The organism is Nitrososphaera viennensis EN76 (assembly GCF_000698785.1).
In the GTDB taxonomy this organism is placed as follows: domain Archaea; phylum Thermoproteota; class Nitrososphaeria; order Nitrososphaerales; family Nitrososphaeraceae; genus Nitrososphaera; species Nitrososphaera viennensis.
In genome coordinates this window covers 1868096-1888564 of record NZ_CP007536.1, presented here as the reverse complement: position 1 = coordinate 1888564, position 20469 = coordinate 1868096, and the positions used below count along the sequence as shown (strand labels likewise).

The window sequence follows — 20469 nt, the reverse complement described above, 5'->3', positions numbered from 1 at the left end:
CCGGACCGCCTAGTATAGACAGAGTATATGTTCTTTGATAGCACGGGGTGTCAGCCAGTAGTATACGGGTTTTCCTCTTCCGCCACTGTCTTCCTTTCTCAATATGCCGTCGTTGATTAGTTTCTTTACATGAATGTTGAACGTCTCTGAAGGTATAGTGGTCCTTTCCAACAACTGTGCAGCTTTTCTCTTTAGGTCAAGGTAGTGGAGTTTCCTCTCTGGAAACAAGACTGATACTACGGCAGTATCAAGCTCAATACGGTATCTCAATATCCGAACTAGTTCGGGTGTGATTATTTATCAAGTTTCGCTTCAGGGTATCCGTGCGCGGATTTTATAATCTCGAATCACGGGGGTGTAACGGATGAGCCTGCGGAACCACGGATACAGGGAGGTCCTCAAGGTTCTCCGCAAGCACGGTTTTGTGGTAAGGAGGCAGAGGGGCAGCCACATCATCCTGATGCACCCTGACGGAAGATACGCCACAGTGCCCCGTCACGACCCCATCAAGGAACCTACCCTGAAGTCCATACTTGACCAAGCAAAGATATCGACCGAAGAGTTCCTGCGGGAAGCCTGATCCAATGCTTTTATAATGAATACAAGTATAATCTTGTGCAGATGTCTGTCAAGAAAACCGTCGGCTCCAGAAGGTTCACTATAAGGGTGCAGAATGCACCCGAGGGGGGCTACACGGGGCAGTGTGTGGAGATGCCCGGAGCCATAAGCGAGGGTGAGACTATAGAAGAGCTGAAGGCCAACATGACAGAAGCCATACAGCTGGTTTTGGACACACTTGAAGAACAGGCAAAGAACGACAGAAAGATCGTCATCGAGATCCCCAACTGATATTACGGCAAAATTGCAAGCCCTAGACCTTTTCGGGCGCGGTGCCTCTGCTGGCCCCATTAAATTTCCGGTTCAAATCCATTAATAGGAAAGCAGGTAGGCACCAATAACGTAATTCTTTTAATTTTTTGTTGTGAAAAGCGCGCGATGCAAGACAATAGCAGTATACCAAAGGACAGGGACAGGTCTGGCATACCAGTCGTCTGCAGCAAATGCAACGCGACGTTTAGCAGCGACTCGGCGTACATGTCCCATTACAACCAGGAACACGGGAAGGATATTGAGGGGCAACAAACCTGATTTTATTATGTCATTGTACCGTCTGACCTGACCTGCTCTGGTTCTTTATAAAGAAGCAGTTTTCCGCGACTTACCAGCTAGCAATCCGGCTACTTTATCATTTATATCGTCAATCTGTTCTATAGATGTCACAAGTGGAAAAGGACGCTGACGCCATAGCACAAAAGCTAGAGCAGGAAGGCAGTAGCCAGAAGGGAGAGGTCGTCGCTAGTAGCGGCAAGCATTCCCAGGTTCTCGTGCAGAACAACGAAAATGAATTCTCGGCAGAGGACCTCCACGGAAACGACACCAAGATACTTTCGCTCCTCAACGAGGAAGAGGGCTCGAACTACTCTTTCAAGGGCATGATGCGCAAGCTCCACATACACCAGCAGAGCCTCGCAAGGGCGCTCCACAGACTGGAAGAGATGGGCCTGGTGGAAAGGGCGCAGGCAGGCTACAGGCTGAGCAAGGTTGGAGGGACAACAGCTGCTGCCGCAGCAGCAACTGCAAGGACAAGAAGGAGCGTCATAGCAGTGCCAAAGGGCAGGGAGTACATGCAGCTGCTCCAGACGTACATCCCCGTGGACATCAGGCCGGCAGAGATTGTGCGCGCCCTTGTAGGCAAGTGGTTCCGCAACCTCCGCTGGGTCGGGCTCATTGAAAGCGGCACGGGCTTTACCCTGCAGTGGGCAAGCGACGACGGCTCGTTCCAGATAAACCTCAGGATGGTGTCCGACTATGTCGTTATCGAGACAAACGCCGCGTCAGAACGGGAAAAGCTGCAGGCGATGGTAGGCTCGTACGCGATATACGAGCAGATAACAAAAATCCTTCAGGACCGGCTTGCGCCGGCAAACGCGTACGTGCTGCGCCAGCCCGCGCTGCAACAGCAGCAGAACAACTAGCTTGTCTGCTGCTGATGTTTTTCTCCGGTTATCTTTATTATGAAAAAGAACCCAAGTGCCTCTATCACTGTCAGGACTGATAATGCATACAGCCCGCTCGGAAGCGGGTATGCCCACGGGTACACGGTGACCCCGACGTAAACGCCGCCCGCGGTCGCGGCCCAGCACAGCGCAAAGCCAAGGATGTAGATCCCCTTCATGTTCTCGACCCTGCGGCCGATCATCTTTTCAATATCCTGCTGCTTGTCGTCGTTGCTCATGGAAGGCATTTTGCAAATCCCGTATATCAGGCGGGCAGGCGATTCCAGCCCCTGATTATCTGTCCTGATTATACGGCCAGAGATTCGTGTCGCAGGTTATATCCACCGGGATGCGTCACACGAGACAGCCTCAAAAAGAAAACAAGAGGTCACTTGTTCAGGGACCGGCGGATGTGACTACATTTTCGCATCCGCGGTCAATTAATCGCCTGCATTCCATACTATAGTTGAAGAAAATGACAACGATAGTCGGCATCAAGACCAGGGAAGGAGTCGTGCTCGGCTCCGACAAGAGGGCGAGCAAGGGCTTTTTCATCGGGTCCAAGATAACGCAAAAGATAGCCAAGGTAGACGACACCCTGGCAGTGGCAATAGCGGGCCAGCTGTCAGACGCAGAGTACCTGATAAAGGTGGCCAAGGCCGAGCGCAAGCTGATGGAGCTTCGCAGGGGCTTTCCGCTCACCGTCAAGGAATCCGCGCGGCTGATAGCCAACCTGACGTACTCGGGGCTAAAGAACTACCAGCCCTATTTTGTAGAGCTGCTGGTGGCAGGAGTCGACGAGCAGGGCGGGCACGTGTACACGGCAGACATGAGCGGCGCAATCATCGGCGAGGACTTTGCATCCTCCGGCTCGGGCTCGCCCATAGCGTACGGTGTGCTTGAGAGCCTCTACCGCAAGGACGTCACAAACGAGGAGGCAAAAGAGATCGCGACAAAGGCAGTCGCCGCGGCGATGGAGCGCGACCCGGGCTCTGGCAACGGCATCGACACGATGGTGATACCAAACCTAGTGGCAGCTACCACTGTCAGCAGCAACAATAACAGCAAGGAGGCGTCGTACTAGCATATGGCAGAAGCTGGTGCTGGCGCAGGGTTCAGCAACCGTTACCCCTCCTTCTACGGGCCGGAAGGCAGGCTCGTGCTGGTGGACAGCGCGCTAGAGGCAGTGAACAGGGGCTCGACGACAATTGGGATCAAGACGCCAAGCTTTGCGCTCCTTGCAAGCCACATCAAGCCTGCAAGGCCGCTGATGGAGCCGACCGAAAAGGTGTTCCCTGTCGACGGCCACGTGGGGGCGACAGGCTCGGGATACATCGGCGACATACTGCAGCTCATAGACGAGCTGAGGCTTGAGGCGCAAAAGCACAGGCTCTCATTTGAGAGCCCAATCGACATCGGCTCGCTGACAAAGCACCTCGGGGGCTACCTGCACAACTACACCATCTACGCGGTGAGGCCGCAGGCGGCGTCGGTGATAATCGCAGGCGCCGACCAGACGGGCGTGCATATGTACCAGGTGGACCCAAGCGGCACGTACTTCCGCGGGGCCGGCTTTGCGATAGGCCAGTCGGCTGACAGCGCGCTAGACGTCATCCAGCGCGAGTACAGCGCCGACATGACGGTGGAGCAGGCTGTCCAGCTGGGCAACAGGGCAATAGAAAAGGCACTTGGCGAGCGCCCTGTCGTCGAGACAGGGGTGGTGACCGCAAAGGAGGGCAAGTTCAGGAAGCTGTAGTACTACTTGGCTCTTCCTTTTTCGTCACTGTCTGGGCGACGCTCTGGGGGCGCTTCCAGCGGCCTACCCAGTGCGCCAGCTCTTTTATTATCACTTCAAGCTCTTTTGCCTGCGCGGTCAGGCTGTATTCCACGCGGGGCGGGACCTCGGGGTAGATCTTTTTCGTTACGAGGCCCTCGCGCTCTAGCTCCAGCAGGCGCTCTGACAGCACCGTGCTGCTGATTCCCGATAACGCCCTCTTTAACTCGTTAAAGCGTATAGTCTCTTTTGTGCGGAGGTTCTTTATGATGAGAAGCGACCAGCGCTTGCCCAGGACCTCCCAGATGTCGATTACCGCGCACGTAGTGCCAGGCTTGGCCTCTGCTGCTGGTGTTTCAGACATACCTGGTAAGAAATACCTACTTACTAATAAAAGTTTACGGGGCGGTTATCGCCGAGCGCCTGCCCGTCTCAAACGCCACCATTATCGCTTCCCTGAAAAACTGCTCGGCGCCCTTGCCGCCGGTTTTTTCTTTTATCTGCTGAGCACGCCTGCCAAGCCACAGCGCGGACGCGATTGCTGCCGCAAGTTCCTCGTGTTCTCTTGAGGGGCTTTCGTCACCGGGCCAGATCTCGTGCAGCTTTTGTACGAGCTCTTGGCGGTTCTTTGACAGGAATTCAGGGTCGCTTTCTTCAAGGTATTTTACAAGGCGCCACACGTTTGCAATGTAATATCTAGATGGTAAAAAGTGATACTAATGAAAAGATAAAAAGAAGCAAAATATAGCGATATAGCAAAACAGGTGAACTGATTTTTTGGCAAGAAAAGATGCGGCTGCTGAAAAACAGCGGGTCAATCATACGTTATTCAACCAGAAAGTAACTTTTGAATTCCTAAAGTCCCACCTCTGGAGCGCAGCTGACATACTGAGGGGATCGCTTGATGCAAGCGAGTATCGCCAGCCGGTCATGACCCTGTTGTTTCTCAAAAGGCTGAATGACACTTTTGAGGAGAATGCGGAGAAGCTTTTGGAAAATGGAAAGGGTGGAAAAGACCAGCGGCTTAGGCTCGGCCACAAGTTCTTTGTACCAAAGGAGGCAAGATGGTCGGTACTTGCTAGCGCTTCAGAAAACATTGGCGAAAAGATTGATCATGTCTGCAGGATTCTGGAGCAAGAGAACCCGAAGAAGCTAGAAGGCATTCTTACCAATACAAAGTATAATGACAAGAAAAAGTATCCTGACGACAGGCTGCGAAAGCTGATTGCGCATTTCAATTCTCCTCGGCTGCGGAACTCTGATCTGGAGAAGGAGGACATCTTTGGCGACGCGTACGAATACCTGCTTGAGCAGTTCGCCGATGAGACAAAGAAAAAGGGCGGCGAGTTCTTTACTCCAAAAGAAGTCGTCAAGCTTTTGGTGGAACTTGTCCAGCCGCAGGAAAAGATGAGCATCTGCGACCCCACGTGCGGCTCCGGCGGCATGCTCATCCAGTCTGCCAAGTATGTCGAGCATAACAAGGGCAATGCTAGAAATCTGATTCTTGAAGGTCAGGAGAGCAACTATGGCAACTTGGCCATGTGCAAGATGAACATGGTGCTGCACGACATTGAAGATTTCAACATAGAGTATGGCGACGTTTTGGCCGAGCCAAAGCTTGTAGACGGCGGAAAGCTAAAGACGTACGACAGAGTGCTTGCAAACTTTCCCTTCAGCATGGACTGGGACAATGCCGGCGCAGCCAAAGACCCGTACGGCAGGTTCAGGTATGGAATACCGCCAGCCAAGGACAAGGCAGATTTTGCATTTATCCAGCACATGCTTGCAAGCCTGAATGAAAAAGGACGGGCTGCAATCGTCTGTTCACAGGGTATTCTGTTCAGGGGAGGAGAAGAGGAAGAAATACGCAAGAACATGATTCTTGGAGACCCGCAGAAAGGCCTGCAGGGCGATGTGATTGAAGGAATTGTTGCATTGCCTGAAAAGCTGTTTTACGGAACTGGAATTCCTGGCTGCATACTGCTGTTGAACAAGGACAAGCCAAAAGAGCGAAAGAACAAGATAATCTTCATCTACGCGGCCAAGGACTATGAAGAAGGAAAGAACCGCAACAAGCTGAGGCAGCGGGACATTGACAAGATAACCTCTGCTTTCAAGAATTACAAAGACATTGACAGGTACTGCCATATTGCTGAGCTGGATGAAATCAAGGAAAATGAGTTTAACCTGAATGTGCCAAGGTATGTGGATATTTCAGAACCGGAAGAAGAAATCGATATTCAAAAGGCCCTAAATGAGCTAAGCAAACTCGAAAAAGAAAGAAGCTTACTCGAAAGGGAAGTCAAGAGTGAGCTTGAGCAGATGGGTTTCAGAATATGACAGTGATAAAGGAAATTGTATACCCATATCTTACTTCAACTGGAATCTATGATCTTCCGCATGATTGGCTAGTCACCGATATAGATTCGGTAATAACCAATATACAATCAGGGTTTGCTTCGGGAGAAAGAGATCCGAACGGAGTTGTCCAAATGAGAATGAATAACATTACTTCAGATGGACAGCTTAACTTTGAGGAATTACTTAAGGTGCCAAAACCACCGGATTTGGCTGAATATGATATAAAGAAAGATGACATCCTTTTCAATAATACTAATAGTCTAGATCTTATCGGCAAGACTGCAATAGCCCGAGATGACTTGGAATATACATTTTCCAATCATATCACAAGAATCCGGGTTGATAAGAACAAGGTTATTCCCTATTGGCTATATTTGATCCTACTAAGATACAGAGAAAGATCAGTCTTTAAATCAATTTGCAATACGCATGTTGGACAATCTGGAATAGGTAAACATGAACTCAAGAGATTAAGAATATGGCTTCCATCTATACCTGAACAGCAAAAAATCACTCTAATCCTCTCCAAAGTTGATGACCTCATCCAGAAAACAGATGAGATTATCGAACAGACTCAACGGCTCAAGAAAGGTCTGATGCAGAGGCTGTTGACAAAGGGGATTGGACATCAGGAGTTCAAACCAATCAAGTTTCTTTTTGGCAAGAAATTTGAAATGCCTATGGAATGGAATGTTGCAAAGCTTATCAACCTGTGCAAAGAGAAACCACAGTACGGAGCCGCGGTGGCTGCCGTCAAATACGATCCATCATTGCCAAGATACATCAGAATCACCGATATCACCAATGAGGGATCACTAAACTCAGAGGCTGTTTCAATAACAGAAGAGGATGCTAATGGCTATCTAATGTCAGAGGGCGAAATATTGTTCGCCAGAACAGGAGCAACTGTTGGAAAGACATATTTGTATAACAAAGAGGATGGCTTATGCGCCTTTGCAGGTTATCTAATTAAGTTCACACCTGATGAGACAAAACTGGATGCAAAATTTCTATTCCACTATACACACTCGGATAATTATTGGAGATGGCTGCTTTCTAACTTCACGCAAGGCGTTCAGCCTAACGTTAACGCAGAGCAGTATTCGCATCTTCCATTATTAATGCCGCCAATCGAGGAACAAAGAAAAATTGCAGATATTTTGGATACTATCACTGCGAAGGTCAAACAAGAACTAAACCATAAATCACAATTAGAGTTGTTAAAGAAAGGTCTAATGCAGAAACTCCTCACGGGCCAAATCAGGGTGAAAGTTTGACCTTTGACGTAAAGGAAAACAATGAAGAGGCAGTAAAGTCGGAGCTCCCGGCCCTGGAGCAGCTTGTCAGGATGGGCTACCAGTACCTGAGCCAGAGAGACCTCAACAAAACCAGAAAGGATTACCGCCAAGTCTTGCTCTATGACAGACTTGAAAAAGCAATCAGAAAACTAAACCCGGAGCTTGACGAAGACGGCGTAAAGGACGCCCTGCACAAGATAGAAGAAGAAAACTTTCCCCACAACCTTGACCACGCTGACACCAACGAAAAGATCCGCGCCAAGCTTGTCGGCCTTTCAAGGTCCGGCGGGCTGGAACCTATCACAGTAACACAGAACTTTGGCAACGGCCCGGAGGAAAAGACGGTCAGGTTCTTTGACTTTGACAACCCGGAAAACAACGACTTTATCGTCACAAACCAGTTCCAGCTTGACGGCTACAAGCAGCCCATCTTTCCAGACATCGTGATATTCGTAAACGGCTTTCCGCTCGTGATAATCGAATGCAAGGCGCCATCCATCCCAAGCCCGATAGAGCAGGCGATTACAAAGAACTTTCAAAAGTACCAGGACAGGGAGCTTGGCTACGACAGGCTGTTCTTTTACAACCACTTTCTCATCGCCACCTGCGGCACGCTTGCAAGGCACGGGACCATCGGCGCAAGCGTGAACCAGTACGCCAGGTGGTCCGAATCCTACCCGCTTACGCCAGAAAAGGTGCAAAAACTGTGCGAGCGAACCCCAAGGGAGCAGGAGTTCCTCATCGCCGGAATGCTTGACAAAGCGCACCTGCTTGACCTGCTGAAAAACTATGTCACTTACGAGGTCATAAACAGCAAGAAAATCAAGAAGATAGCCAAGCACCAGCAGTACAGGGCAGTAACCAAGGCAGTAGGCAGGCTCAACCACCTCAAGGAGGACATTTCCGACAAGGGAGGAGTCATCTGGCACACACAGGGCTCCGGCAAGTCGCTTACCATGATGTGGTTTGCGACGCAGCTCATGCACAAGTTCGGCAACCCGCCCATAGTGATAGTAACTGACAGAAAGCAGCTTGACGAGCAGATTGAAAAGACGTTCAAGGTATGCGGCTTTCCGGACCCGATCAGGGCAAAGAGCATCAGGCACCTTGAGTCGCTCTTGAAAAGCGCAAAAGGCAAGACCGTGATGACTACGATCCAGAAATTCGGCACCTCGTCCAGCCACATCCACACTGACGAGAAGGTGATCGTGCTGGTCGACGAGGCGCACCGCACCCAGTACAAGTTCAACGCGGAGGCGATGCGCTCTGCGATGCCAAATGCCGTGTTCTTTGCCTTCACGGGCACGCCGATAGACAAGAGGAATAAGAGCACGTACCGCGTCTTTGGGCCGGCCCTTGACAAGTACGGCTTTGAAGAGTCCAAGGCTGACGGGGCGACCCTCAAGATCCTGTACGAGGAGAGGCTGCCAGAACTGTTCGTAGAAGGGGGCGCAACCATCGACCAGATATTTGAACGCGTCTTTATCGACCTTGACGAGAAGGCAAAGGACAGGCTGAAAAAGCAGTACGTGACCAGAGAAAAGATAGCCGAGGCCCCGGCCAGAATAAAGAGGATCTGCCTTGACCTTGTCAAACACTACACTACGCACATTTTGCCTAACGGCTACAAGGCGATGGTCGTCGCTTCATCAAGAGAAGCAGCAGTCACGTACAAGAAGGAGCTTGACAAGCTCAATGCGCCGCCTTCCAAGATCATAATGACATCGCAGCTTGGCGAAAAAGGCAAGGATGGCATCAGCTGGGACCAGTACTACCTTACGCCAGAGCAGAGGGAGCAAGAGTCAGAGAAGTTCAAGGACCCAGGCGACCCGACAAAGATCCTGATAGTGGTGGACATGCTGCTTGTAGGGTACGATGTGCCCATCGTGCAGGTCCTGTACCTTGACAAGGGACTGAGAGAGCACAACCTCTTGCAGGCAATAGCCAGGGTGAACAGGCCGTATGACGCAAACAAGACCTATGGCCTCATCGTGGACTATTGCGGCATAACGAAAGAGCTGCAGAAGGCGCTGGCAGTATTTGAGGAAGAAGACGTCAAGGGAGCGCTAGAGCCATCAGAAAAAGAGCTGGAGGAACTGCGCCTGCGCCATCTGGAGGTCATGTCGTATTTTACCGAGATTGACAAAAAAGACGACAACGCAATTATAGTAAAGTTCGAGCCGGCGGCAGCAAGGGACAAGTTCGAGTACGACTTTAAGGCGTTCTCAAGCGCCCTTGACGCAATACTGCCAAAGAAAGAAGCTGATCCCTTTATCGACGATTTCAAGTACGCGTCAAAGGTCCGGCAGCTGATACGGACCTACTACGAGGGCGCAGGAACGAGCCTGCGCGAGTACGGCAAGAAGGTCCAGCAGCTGATAGACGACCACATCAGGGCAACGGGCATATCAGAGCTTTTGGACCCGAGGGAGATAACCTACCACAATTTCCTCAGTTACGTTGCCAAGTTCAAGAACGAGAGGGCCCGGACTGCGCTTGTCAAGAACAAGGCGCGCCAGGTAATAGAGGAGTTTTCCGCGTACAATCCCGCCTATTATGAAAAGCTCCGGGAGCGCCTTGAAAAGCTGATACAGGAAGAAGCCTTGCGCAGGAAGGAAATGGCAAACTTTTTCGACCTGTACAAGGAGATACTTGAAGACGCCCTCAACGAAGAGCAGGAGCGCAAAAAGCTCGGCTTTTCAACGCCCTTTGAGTTTGCCGTGTACGGCGAGCTCCAGCCCATAAAAGGAGATGACGAGGCGGCCAAGCAGGTTACCGCGGCCATCTACAAGCAGATCGAGCCCGAGACAGAACTTGTCGGGTGGAAAAGCAAAAGCAGCTCTGAAAGGCTGATGAGTGCTGCAATATACGATGTCTTGACGGACAACAAGTTTCCCGAGGACAAGGTCGATGAATTGATCCGCAAGGTCCTGGAGCTGGCAAAGAGGCTCTTATGATGATGCTCAAAACGAGGCACGGCAAATCGACCATTACATACACGGTGATCAGGGGCAAGCGGATCAAGACCTCCGAGATAATCATCGAGAAAGGCAAGGTGGTAATCCGCACGCCACCTGACAAGCCTCTGGAAGAGATTGAAAAAATAATCCAGAAAAAGGCGGAATGGATACTCAAAAAGCAGCAGGAGTACAAGCGCCTGGCCCACCAGATTGCCAGGCCCACGTTCAAGCCCGACTCTACCCTGCCATATTTGGGCAAGAATTATCCACTCTACATAATGGGCGGGCGCAGCCAGGACAAGCTTCGCTTCGTCAATGGCGAGTTTCTGGCGACGACCAAGTCTCAAAACCCGTCAGAAAAAGCGATCAGAAAGCTGTACCAGGAATGGCTCATGAAAAGCGCCATGCCGATCATGAGAGACTCGGTCAAGTTCTATGCAAACAGGCTTGGAGTAAAGCCGCAGAGAGTGATAATCAAGGACCTGAAGAACAGGTGGGGCAGCGCGACCAAATCGGGCACGGTCAACCTCAACGTAAACCTGTTAAAGGCGCCGCAGGATGTCATTGATTACATTGTCTTGCACGAATTATGCCATTTCGAGATAAAGGATCACTCTCACCACTTTTGGAACCTGCTCCACAAGTTCATGCCAAGCTATGAAAAAAGGATAGAGTGGCTCAGGGTCAATGCAGGCAACCTCATCTAGCTAGAGCCATCAAGCTCCTTGTCTACTTTTTCCTGCATCGCCTTGTAGTTTGCATAGCGGCTGTTCCAGTGCGAGAAAAAGCGATATTCTTTGATGCCGATGAGGAGCCACGCGCCGGCCACGGCCGCCGACACCGCTATCACTGCCACTATCACCCACGTCACGTCAAAGGGAGAGGCGGCAGGCGCGCTGCTGACGTACATAAAGCGGGGCGGCAAAGGCTTGACCTCTCCTTCTGCCGAGACTGCAAAACCGGCCATGTTTGCTGGCACATAATCGACGTGGATCTGCTCCTTGTCCACGATAAACGACCCCTTGTCCACTTGCTGCAGGCCGGTGATGTTGAACGTTTTCATCTCGCCTCCGGGCATTATTTTGACGGTTATCATCGCTGGCTGACCGGTCTGCAGTCCGGTCGCGGGGACGGCAGCAGCTTTGGAAAAGACGGCCTTTGGGGAGAACACCACGTCCTGCGGCTGGCCCACGCCGACGAGAAACTGGGGTGTAAGCATCAGTATGGAAAGCACGATCGTAAGCGGCGCGACTACAAAGGAGGATATCACCAGCGCCATGAAGAATTTCTTTGTGCGGTTGAGGTGCGACAGCAGGTCGTCCATTATTCCAAGGACGCTTTCCTTCTTTGGCGCGTCGGCAGGTAAAGAATCGTCAGCAGACATATTGTTAGTGGGATCGGGCGAAATTTTTCTTAAAACCTTTAGCTAACTTTGTTACCTCTGCGCGGAAACATCTCTTCGTACGGTTCTAAAATCATCTTTGAAAACTGCCGGCCCTTTTCAGTCACGCGGTATTTTGTCACGGACTTGCTGCCCCACTCTTCTGCGAACTTTTCTATAAAGCCCTTGGCCTCAAGGTCGTCGAGGATCTCCTTGTGCTTGACGATGTTGAGGCCGCAATAGCTCAATAGTTTCGTCTGGTTCAGCTCGCCGACTTCGGTCAGCTTTAGTATGATGTCCTTCCGGATATAGATCCGGTCCCTGTACTCATGGGTCAATCCTGTTCATGTCTACCGCGCGTGCTTGCCAATAGCCGTTGCTAACCGCCGCACAACCGCGCAAGCCCTGCGCAAATTAAGTTTAAGGTAACATTGTTAGCTAACATTGACGCTTTTGATGGTTTGGCAATGCTTTTTGTTCCTTGGACTTGCTTAGCATCGATGGAAAACAACGACAACAACAAAAGAACGTTTTATGCGCTCGTGCTCGGGGCGCTTGCAGTTGCGGCCGCTGTCGGATCGATAGCAGCAGCGTCTGTTTCTTTTGCATCTGCACAGACTGCAGCACCCGATAACGAAAACGCTGCAACAAAGGCAAACGTCGTCGCGTTCAAGGCATCATCAGCGGCAGACATGCTGTACCAAAAGTTCGCGCCAATCCCGGACATCAAGGGCTCGGTCAACGCGGGCGACGAGCTCATGTCAAAGGTGCAGGTCAGCTTTTCAGACGCTGCCAAGACAGCCGCTGACGCAGCAAGTGGCACCGTGATAGGAGGCAACCTCGCCGTCGAGCAGGGCTACCTTGTATACAGCTTCAGGGTGCTCTCTGGCGACCAGGCAAAAACGGTCATCGTCGACGCAGGAAACGGCCAGGTGCTCCACACGTCTGAAGGGTTCCCTGCAGACATAATGTCGGAGATAAGCGGCCGGGGCACTTTCTTTGCGCCGGCAGTCAAGGCCTTTAGCGTGACAGCCGCAACGCCAGACGAGGAAGGGCAGCAGCAGTAACAACCCTGCTCTCCCCATCCTTTTCTTTTCTTTTTTTCTTATCTCCTTCAGGTGGAGTTTTTCTCCATACGGCCTATATGGAAGGAGAGTACTGAAACATTGTTGTTGAGATCAGTAGCGTTTATCATAGCCGCATCATTGGTTATGCTGTCCGCGTTCTCTGCTGCTCACGCGCAGAGCGCCATCATACCTGCCAAGCTTGACAAGCCGTTTGAGCTGAAGACAGGCCAGCAGGCAGTTATCGATTCTGAAAAGATCGCCATCAGCTTTCTCAACGTCACCGAGGATTCAAGATGCCCGTCAGACGTGGTGTGCATATGGCAGGGGCAGGCCAGCATCAGGGTTTCTGCCGAGGTAAACGGCACCGACGCGGGGCAGTTCGTGCTGACTATCGGAGCCAATGAAAAACCGTCGGCGGTGTTTGGTGATGGTAAATATTCGGTCAGGATGGCAAGCCTGGAGCCGTATCCTGTGAGCACGAACCAGACAGAGCCGGAGGACTATGTGGCAACCCTAGTAGTTTCCAAGGCAGCCGCAAACTCGGCCAGGGTGTACGTTAAGGCAGTAGCCAGCAGCAGCGGCAGCAATAACGTGGCCGCAATTTCCGGGTGGAACCTCCAGAACGAAAAGGGCACGCTTGTAATTCTGAGCCGCGACTCAATAATCACCACCAAGATGGCGATTGCGCGCTTTACACCCACAGAGGCGCAGTGCAAGAGCCCGGATGCAAGGGAGTGCATAGACGGGCACATCGTTGATTCAAGGGGGCTCGAGGGCGACGTGCTCCACTTTGAGGTGCTGCCCGGCGACAAGCTCTACCTCGCAGCTGGCGGGAGCGAATACACGCTTGACATAAGGCAGATAAAAGCAAGGCCGTAGCGGCAGGGCAGGGCGGCGTTCTCAAAGACGGCCGACTACAACAGGCCGTGCCCACGGTAGCCGCAACCGTAACTGCGACACGACGTCAAGTCGAGGCCGGGCTTTTTCTTTTTCGCGTCGGAAAGGCTGACAGCGGGTGGTCCGCCTTGCCTTCCAGGTACTGCGAGGCGCCGTGCTTTAGGAGCTCCAGCGTGAACTCGGGGTATGCCTTGAGGTGGGAGAGCAGCTCATCCTTTCTAGGGTCCCGCCGCCACGACCTGTCAGAATCAAGGTACTGCCGGAACAGCAGCGCCCTCCTGTCGATGTCGATTTCGTCTAGGCAGCAGGCCAGCAGCATGCCAAGTCCTGACAGGCGAAAACACGGCACGCCGTCGAGCTGGAATATCCGCGGGCCCCTTGTTGCCGGCACCGCTCCGTCCTGCTCTACAATGCCGCCGGGGATCAGGCTTTCGTTAAGCTCCGTGTACGTGTGGGTGTACGCGTTGCGAAGCGACATGCCGAATCTCCTGGCCATCTGCTTTGCCAGGACCCTCTTGGTGATGCTGGACACCTGCTGCGCCATGCAGGCGACGATGAAGCGCTGGTAGGCCCCCCTCTTCCTTAGCGTCCCTCTGGCGCCTGATGGAAAGATCCAGACCTTCTTCTTCCTGCATGGAGGAGGGGTTGTTGTAGCTAGCATGCCTGTATATGTCCACTATTTCCACCAAGAAAAAAAGAAAGGAGGAAAAGAGAGAGAGGTTGGAGGCACACCTCCTCTTACTCTGTCACGTACGCCCTCTCGCCGTGCTGCGAAAGGTCGAGGCCGACTTCCTCTTCCTTTGGCGTCACGCGGATTCCACCGGGCCAGACCAGGTCCATGATCTTGATGATGGCAGCCGTCAGGCCCATAGCCCATGCGACTGCGGCAAACGCGCCGGCCGCGTTTTCGTAGAGCTGGGCAGGGTTGCCAAATGCAAGACCGTTGTCTCCCCACGGGGTGAACCTCTTTTCTGCAAGGATGCCAGTCAAAAGCGCGCCGGCAAGGCCACCAATCCCGTGCACGCCCCAAGTGTCAAGTGCGTCATCCCACTTGCGCCTGTTCTTGAAGGCTACTGCAGCGTAGCAGACTATGCTGGCCAGTATGCCTATGATTATTGCAGACATGGGCGACACGAATCCTGAAGCAGGCGTGATGGCCACCAGGCCTGCCACTGCGCCGGACGCTGCTCCGACTGTCGAAGGCCTGCCAGTGTGGGCCCACGATATGAGCGACCATGTGACTGCGGCCATGCCTGTAGCGATCTGCGTTGCCACAAATGCGCTCGTCGCGTTTGTTGCAGCGGCTGCTGCCGAGCCTGCGTTAAAGCCGAACCAGCCTACCCAGAGCAGGGCTGCACCGAGCACCACAAGTGAGATGTTGTGCGGCTCCATCGGGACCTTGCCATAGCCCAGCCTGCGTCCGAGCATGAGGGCAATGACAAGCCCGGACCAGCCTGACGTGATGTGGATGACAGTTCCGCCTGCAAAGTCGAGCGCGCCAAGGCATCCGCCCCATCCAAAGTTGCAGTAGCCGGGGTTTCGCCCATAGTTGTCCGGCGCAGTAATCTCCCACGTCCAGTGCGCTGCAAAATCGTAGACGAAGGTCGCCCATATCACTATGAATATGATAAAGGCGCTGAACTTCATGCGCTCCGCCATCGACGCCACGATAAGCGCTGGCGTGATGATGGCGAACATCATCTGAAACACCATATACGTCATGTGCGGAATTGTAAAGCCCGTTATGCCGCCGTACGCGTCTGAGGGCACGTCGTGGAGCACGTTCTGCAGGCCTGCCCAGTCAAGCGTCCCGATAAAGCCATAGCCGCCTGCGTCAGGGCCGAATGCAAGGCTGTATCCCCAGAGCGCCCATTGCACGGCAATGACGCCTGTGGTGATGAACGTCATGTGAAGGGTGTTTACTGCGTTCTTTTGCCTTGAGAGCCCGGCATAGAACATTGCCAGCCCTGCAGGAGTCATCATAAGCACGAGCGCCGCAGATGTCAGCATCCATGCGTTGTCTCCATGATTGATCTCGCATGGAACCAGGCTTTGGGCTCCAGTACTATTATCGACGACAATCTTGAAGGTGCCGTCCTCGTTTGTCTGCCAGCAGTGATATGGCACGGCCGGGTCGTCGGGCGCGTACGCAAAGGCGTGTTGCTGTTGTAAAAGTCCTAAAACCACCAGGAATGCAACCGCTACGATGGCGATTGTATACAGACGATGCCAGTCTGGTTTAGACATATTTGCGTTATTTCACCAAGGCATATAAAAAATTCTTTAATTTTTATGATAAATAATTGATAATAGACCTATTTGAAGGCGTTATGATAATTATTTGTACAAAGAGCCATGAAAATATCTTAATCTTGTATGCAGTCTGATCACTTTGTTTTTGCATAGCGGATATCAGCGTTATTTTCAGGATAATGAAACAATTTTACGACTTTTCTGTGTTTTTCTCCAGAAATCAATAACAATTTTGGCATCACGGCAGCCCGGATGCAAAACTCATTAAAGCGAGATGCGAGTACACACTAGCACTGACCTGTCTTGCAAGCGCCGCTTGCAATGCCCCGCATCAACTCCAGGTACAAGAACAGCAACAGAATCTGTTCTAGAGGAATAAAGGAAAGGTGCATAATCAGGTCATTGGCCAGGGTTCCGGACCAGACTAGGAACTCGGTGGCAAAGGACATGGCGCGCGAGCTTGGCCTGCCGTTTTCCAACTCGTACGGCTATGTCTTTAAGGAGCTTGAAGAGTGCCTCGTGCCAAACGGGATCGTGCAAGAGTCAGGCCGCAAAAAGACAAAGATGGGGCCGCGGGCCCTGCAAGAGTCTGGGATACCGTCCTTCCGCCTTACCGACGCGGGCATGCTAGTTGCCGCTTCGCTGGACGAACTGGAGCTTGAGAAAAGGGTAGAGATGGTGGAAAAGTGCCTGGCATCCAAGGCTACCGCAAATCCAGGCGAGTTTCCCTTTTACGAGTCCGTGCTTGCCTGGTTTCGAAGCGACCCAAAAGTCACGCTGCAGCTGATCGAGACAGGCGTGTCGGAATTCATCGAGGGCAGGATAGCGCACCCGATAATCCCGCTCTTGGAAGAGGAAAGGGGGCACAGCGGACGAGGGATAGATAGAAAGGGAAAAGGGCGGCGCGCAGGATAGGCTTTTAACGCTTTTTTGCCAAAAATTTCTCAGTGCCCAAGGCCGTACTGAGGTATGACAGAGGCACCATAGTGATCGAGGGCCTTGCTCATATCCCGTTTGCAACACGCGACCCAAGGATAAACGCGCTGCGAGCGCAAGCCCTGTACTATCCAAATATTGTAGGGTACCTGAAACAGAGCGGCATAGAGTACGACGACCGCGTCTTTTTTTCAGATGCGGTGATGATGACCTTGCCGCTTGATCGTCATTATAATAATGACAATAACAATAATGACCTTTCGCCATCTCGACCGTCAGCATCACCACCATCACCATTGCCTCCACTACTGTCACTGCGTGACTATCAGCAAAAGGCATTTGACAGCTGGGTGAACGCCGGCCTGAGAGGATGCGTTGTTTTGCCGACCGGCTCCGGCAAGACCCTCGTCGGCGTCAAGGCGATAGAAAAGGCAAACGCCGCGTCTCTGGTGGTCGTCCCGACGCTGGACCTTGTGGACCAGTGGACGGCTGTCCTTTCAAAATATTTTGTTGTTGCTGCTGCCGCTACGGGCGCGACGATAAAAAAGAAGATAGGAAACCTGGGCGGCGGATCGGAGGACATACAGCCAATCACGGTGTCAACGTACGACTCGGCGTACCTGCGCGCGGCGTTTCTTGGCAACAAATTCACGCTTGTCGTGTTTGACGAGGTGCACCACCTGGCGGCGCCCGGCTACAGGACGATAGCCGAGCAGATGGCCGCCCCTTTCAGGCTGGGGCTCACCGCGACGATTGAGCGCGAGGACTATCTTCACAGGGATTTGCCAAGGCTCGTGGGCGACGTTGTGTTTCAGGTGAGTCCCGACGCGCTTGCAAGGCAAAAGCATCTTGCCCGGTACGAGGTTGAAAGAAGAAGGGTCGAGCTCTTGCCGGAAGAGCTTGCCGAGTACAGGGCATGCATGCAAAGGTACCACGAATGCCTGAACAGGCTGGGAGGCATTGGGACTACAACAACATACTATACGATTTCGCTTGAAAAGCTGATAATGATGTCCGGGAGAAACCCGCTGGCGCGGGAAGCCCTGCTGGCAAGGAACAGGGCCACGAACGTTGCGCTAAACAGCAAGTCCAAGCTGGAAGAGCTGAAAGAGATCCTTGCAGAGAACAAGGGCGCCAAGACGATTATTTTCACGCAGCACAACAACATGGTCTACGAGATTTCCAACAGGTTTCTCATACCGTTCATCACCCACAAGACGGGCAAGGACGAAAGGCAGGACGTCCTGAGGGGCTTTAAAGAGGGCCGCTACATGGCCATCGTCACGTCAAAGGTCCTTGACGAAGGCGTGGACGTGCCGGATGCAGAGCTTGGCATAATTGTCAGCGGGACCGGAAGCGCCAGAGAGTTCATACAGAGGCTTGGAAGGCTGCTCCGGCCAAAGCTAGGCGGGCTGGGATCAAAAGGCGACGATGATAATGATAATAGCAGGAGCAAAAAGGCAAGGTTAATCGAGATAGTTTCCTCTGCGACCAGGGAAGAGACCATCACGAGCGCAAAGAGAAAGAGGGCCCTCAAGAGAATCCAGGAGAACCATGATGATGACACCGCAAAGAAGGAGGTGTACGACGACAGCGTATGCTAGCCGCGCCTTTGCTCAGGGCCAGGACGACAAGAAACGGGTCCATCATCCCGCTGTTTTGCACCCGGGATGAAGAGATAGAGCTTGCAGGAAGGCTGATTCAGGAGTTTGAAGCGTCGTGGAAAAACAGGGAAAGCAAGGCCGAACTTGACGGCAGGATATCCGACATAGAATCGGAACACAACAGAGACTTCAAGCTCGTAAGAGGGCTGTGCGCGCTCCTTGAAAGGAGATGCACTTTTGGAAGTGCAATCACGTCGTCATCGCCATCGTCATCATCGTCGTCGTTTGTCAAGAATAGCATTGGCGCCGACGCCGTCACTAGCATCACACTTGGCGATCCGGCCACAGTCAGAAAAGCGTTGTTTGAAGAATCGTCAAGGCGCGGGTTTGCGCTAACCGATCTGGAAAGAAAGGAGATTATCGATCTGGTTGCATCAAGACTGCATCTCTCTGCCGATGCCATTGCAAGCATCATGTGGAGCGACCTGGACGACAACCTGGTCCTTGAGAAGTTCGATACGATTGACGCAAAATCGCTGGTCGGATGGTACAACCTTGCGCTGGTGCAGACCTTGCTTTTCAATTGCACAAAGCTGGAGTTTTCTGTTTCCGGCGGGCTGAACTGGAAGCGCATTTTGAGGAAGGTGAAAAGGCTCGGCCTGATGTATTATCTTCTGCAGCAGCAAGAAAGTAAAGATGGAGAGAGAAGCAGAGTTGTCTGCTCGATTGAAGGACCCCTGAGCCTTTTCAGGCTGACCGACAGGTACGGAACTGCCCTTGCCAAGTTGCTTCCATCGATCGTCTTCCTGTCCAAGGGAGGCGAATGGAGCATCGACGCGTGGATCATGCGAAGGACGATGGAAGGGAAAAAGACGCTGTACGAGTTCAAGCTGTCGGATTCCGAAGCTCCGCTGCTGCTGACGGATCCATTCTATTACAACAATAATAATGGTGATGAAAGCAGCAGAAGAGAAGAAGGACAACAGCAGCGGTCTAGACTTGCTCCAGATTATTTTGACAGCGTTGTTGAAGAAAAATTTGCGCGCAGGTTCGAAGCTGCGGCAACAGCAGGCTGGAAGCTTATCAGGGAGCCTGATCCTTTGATCGTGTCTGATGGCAGGGCCCTTATCCCGGATTTCATGTTTGAAAAATACGGCAGAAGGGTCTATCTCGAAATCGTCGGATTCTGGACTCCAGAATACCTGGAAAGAAAGCTAAAGAAGCTGGCAGACATCATCATCGGCAATTACAATGCGGCAGCATCATCAACAACAACGCCAGCGACAGAATTGTTCATCGCATTGAACAAGGACCTGGCGTGCTCCAATGCAGTGCTGTCATCGCTTTCCATCCACCTGATTCCAAAAGACAGGCTGATACTTTACGGAAGCGATGCGGTGCCTGTAAGGCCCATACTGGATTATTTGAAATCCATCGACAAAGAAACCGTGGAACGGAGCGTCAGCAACCCCGACTTGAAGGCAGAGCTTGATCGCGCCAAGGACGTCATCTCGATCGACGAGATTGTTATTGTTGATGTCAAGAGGCAGGGTAAAGACAGCAATCCTTCCTTGCCTCCAGAAGTTGCAATGAAAATAGCGCTGCGGGATCATGGCGACAAGTACATCGAGGTGGCAGGGACGCACCTGGTATCAAAGGCAAAGGCAGGCAGGCTGAGGCCCCTTCTGGCAGACGTCAGCAAGTTCACTGACGCATGCGCGGCCCTTGCCCAAAACGAAATCCCGGAATCGTGCCATGCGGAGCTTGTGTCAAAGCTTGGCTATGATGTGGTGTGGCAGAGCATGGACCCCAGTTCGGCAGCCATTGTAAAGAGGAACGAGAGGAATGAAAGCAATGCGGCATGACCCCACTCTTCTTGTC

23 protein-coding genes are annotated in these 20469 nt (G+C 52.3%); 15 read left to right on the top strand and 8 right to left on the bottom strand.

Annotated elements, in window-relative coordinates:
* Nucleotides 1-9: 9 nt before the first annotated feature.
* Nucleotides 10-270 carry a hypothetical protein gene (locus NVIE_RS10720; protein ID WP_144239670.1) on the bottom strand — a complete coding sequence of 87 codons (261 nt, stop codon included), beginning with the start codon at nt 268-270 and terminating at the stop codon, nt 10-12.
* Between the two features lie 94 nt (nt 271-364).
* Here NVIE_RS10720 and NVIE_RS10715 point away from each other — a divergent pair, with 94 nt between their 5' ends.
* The 4 genes from NVIE_RS10715 to NVIE_RS10705 all read left to right on the top strand — a co-directional run bounded on the left by NVIE_RS10715 (nt 365) and on the right by NVIE_RS10705 (nt 2036).
* Nucleotides 365-580, top strand: coding sequence for a type II toxin-antitoxin system HicA family toxin (locus NVIE_RS10715; protein WP_075055237.1), 216 nt, complete (start codon nt 365-367; stop codon nt 578-580).
* A 41-nt stretch (nt 581-621) separates the two neighbouring features.
* Entirely contained in the window at nt 622-849 is a 228-nt protein-coding gene (locus NVIE_RS10710; protein ID WP_075055236.1) for a type II toxin-antitoxin system HicB family antitoxin, read from the top strand.
* A gap of 147 nt (nt 850-996) precedes the next feature.
* Nucleotides 997-1149, top strand: a complete 153-nt coding sequence (locus NVIE_RS15540; protein WP_158435207.1) for a hypothetical protein — start codon at nt 997-999, stop codon at nt 1147-1149.
* Nucleotides 1150-1274: 125 nt separating this feature from the next.
* Nucleotides 1275-2036 (top strand): MarR family transcriptional regulator, encoded by a 762-nt coding sequence (locus NVIE_RS10705; RefSeq protein WP_158435206.1) that lies wholly within the window; start codon nt 1275-1277, stop codon nt 2034-2036.
* Here the strand turns inward: NVIE_RS10705 and NVIE_RS10700 are convergent.
* Nucleotides 2033-2296 (bottom strand): hypothetical protein, encoded by a 264-nt coding sequence (locus tag NVIE_RS10700; RefSeq protein ID WP_075055234.1) that lies wholly within the window; start codon nt 2294-2296, stop codon nt 2033-2035. The two genes, NVIE_RS10705 and NVIE_RS10700, sit on opposite strands and share 4 nt — an antisense overlap.
* A gap of 236 nt (nt 2297-2532) precedes the next feature.
* Between NVIE_RS10700 and NVIE_RS10695 the strand changes: the two genes are divergently transcribed.
* The gene (locus NVIE_RS10695) at nt 2533-3141 is read left to right on the top strand and encodes an Ntn hydrolase family protein (RefSeq protein ID WP_075056162.1); all 609 of its coding nucleotides are present in this window, start codon (nt 2533-2535) and stop codon (nt 3139-3141) included.
* 3 nt (nt 3142-3144) lie between these two features.
* Nucleotides 3145-3813, top strand: a complete 669-nt coding sequence (locus NVIE_RS10690) for an Ntn hydrolase family protein (protein ID WP_075055233.1) — start codon at nt 3145-3147, stop codon at nt 3811-3813.
* Here NVIE_RS10690 and NVIE_RS10685 read toward each other — a convergent pair.
* Nucleotides 3800-4195: a winged helix-turn-helix transcriptional regulator gene (locus tag NVIE_RS10685; protein ID WP_075055232.1), complete on the bottom strand. Its 396-nt coding sequence runs from the start codon at nt 4193-4195 to the stop codon at nt 3800-3802. The two genes, NVIE_RS10690 and NVIE_RS10685, sit on opposite strands and share 14 nt — an antisense overlap.
* Nucleotides 4196-4229: 34 nt before the next feature.
* A complete protein-coding gene (locus NVIE_RS10680) occupies nt 4230-4511 on the bottom strand; it encodes a hypothetical protein (protein ID WP_075055231.1) in 282 nt (93 codons plus the stop codon).
* Nucleotides 4512-4608: 97 nt separating this feature from the next.
* On the opposite strand from NVIE_RS10680, the gene NVIE_RS10675 reads away from it, so the two are divergent.
* Genes NVIE_RS10675 through NVIE_RS10660 form a run of 4 tightly spaced genes read left to right on the top strand, consistent with a single transcriptional unit; the run spans nt 4609 to nt 11157 of the window.
* Entirely contained in the window at nt 4609-6171 is a 1563-nt protein-coding gene (locus NVIE_RS10675; RefSeq protein ID WP_075055230.1) for a type I restriction-modification system subunit M, read from the top strand.
* On the top strand, nt 6168-7469 hold the full coding sequence (locus NVIE_RS10670; RefSeq protein ID WP_075055229.1) for a restriction endonuclease subunit S: 1302 nt from the start codon (nt 6168-6170) through the stop codon (nt 7467-7469). The genes NVIE_RS10675 and NVIE_RS10670 overlap by 4 nt, the downstream gene beginning before the upstream one ends.
* Nucleotides 7466-10447 (top strand): type I restriction endonuclease subunit R, encoded by a 2982-nt coding sequence (locus NVIE_RS10665; protein WP_075055228.1) that lies wholly within the window; start codon nt 7466-7468, stop codon nt 10445-10447. The genes NVIE_RS10670 and NVIE_RS10665 overlap by 4 nt, the downstream gene beginning before the upstream one ends.
* Nucleotides 10444-11157: a M48 family metallopeptidase gene (locus NVIE_RS10660; RefSeq protein ID WP_075055227.1), complete on the top strand. Its 714-nt coding sequence runs from the start codon at nt 10444-10446 to the stop codon at nt 11155-11157. Before NVIE_RS10665 ends, NVIE_RS10660 begins: the two co-directional genes overlap by 4 nt.
* Here NVIE_RS10660 and NVIE_RS10655 read toward each other — a convergent pair.
* Both NVIE_RS10655 and NVIE_RS10650 read right to left on the bottom strand, forming a co-directional pair.
* A complete protein-coding gene (locus NVIE_RS10655) occupies nt 11154-11834 on the bottom strand; it encodes a hypothetical protein (RefSeq protein ID WP_075055226.1) in 681 nt (226 codons plus the stop codon). The genes NVIE_RS10660 and NVIE_RS10655 overlap by 4 nt on opposite strands.
* A 38-nt stretch (nt 11835-11872) precedes the next feature.
* Nucleotides 11873-12169, bottom strand: coding sequence for a winged helix-turn-helix domain-containing protein (locus NVIE_RS10650; RefSeq protein ID WP_075055225.1), 297 nt, complete (start codon nt 12167-12169; stop codon nt 11873-11875).
* Between the two features lie 162 nt (nt 12170-12331).
* Here NVIE_RS10650 and NVIE_RS10645 point away from each other — a divergent pair, with 162 nt between their 5' ends.
* Complete coding sequence (locus tag NVIE_RS10645) at nt 12332-12898, top strand: PepSY domain-containing protein (RefSeq protein ID WP_075055224.1); 567 nt, start codon at nt 12332-12334, stop codon at nt 12896-12898.
* A 102-nt stretch (nt 12899-13000) separates the two neighbouring features.
* Nucleotides 13001-13777: a hypothetical protein gene (locus NVIE_RS10640; RefSeq protein WP_158435205.1), complete on the top strand. Its 777-nt coding sequence runs from the start codon at nt 13001-13003 to the stop codon at nt 13775-13777.
* An 85-nt stretch (nt 13778-13862) separates the two neighbouring features.
* On the opposite strand, the gene NVIE_RS10635 is transcribed toward NVIE_RS10640, so the two are convergent.
* Both NVIE_RS10635 and NVIE_RS10630 read right to left on the bottom strand, forming a co-directional pair.
* On the bottom strand, nt 13863-14456 hold the full coding sequence (locus NVIE_RS10635) for a hypothetical protein (RefSeq protein WP_144239667.1): 594 nt from the start codon (nt 14454-14456) through the stop codon (nt 13863-13865).
* 77 nt (nt 14457-14533) lie between these two features.
* Entirely contained in the window at nt 14534-16042 is a 1509-nt protein-coding gene (locus NVIE_RS10630) for an ammonium transporter (RefSeq protein ID WP_075055221.1), read from the bottom strand.
* Nucleotides 16043-16450: 408 nt separating this feature from the next.
* On the opposite strand from NVIE_RS10630, the gene NVIE_RS10625 reads away from it, so the two are divergent.
* From NVIE_RS10625 to NVIE_RS10615, 3 genes are read left to right on the top strand one after another with little or no spacing between them, the layout of a single operon-like run.
* Complete coding sequence (locus NVIE_RS10625; RefSeq protein WP_144239666.1) at nt 16451-16963, top strand: hypothetical protein; 513 nt, start codon at nt 16451-16453, stop codon at nt 16961-16963.
* Between the two features lie 32 nt (nt 16964-16995).
* Nucleotides 16996-18588 (top strand): DEAD/DEAH box helicase family protein, encoded by a 1593-nt coding sequence (locus NVIE_RS10620; protein WP_084790779.1) that lies wholly within the window; start codon nt 16996-16998, stop codon nt 18586-18588.
* A complete protein-coding gene (locus tag NVIE_RS10615) occupies nt 18582-20453 on the top strand; it encodes a DUF790 family protein (RefSeq protein WP_075055219.1) in 1872 nt (623 codons plus the stop codon). The genes NVIE_RS10620 and NVIE_RS10615 overlap by 7 nt, the downstream gene beginning before the upstream one ends.
* Nucleotides 20454-20469: the final 16 nt, after the last annotated feature.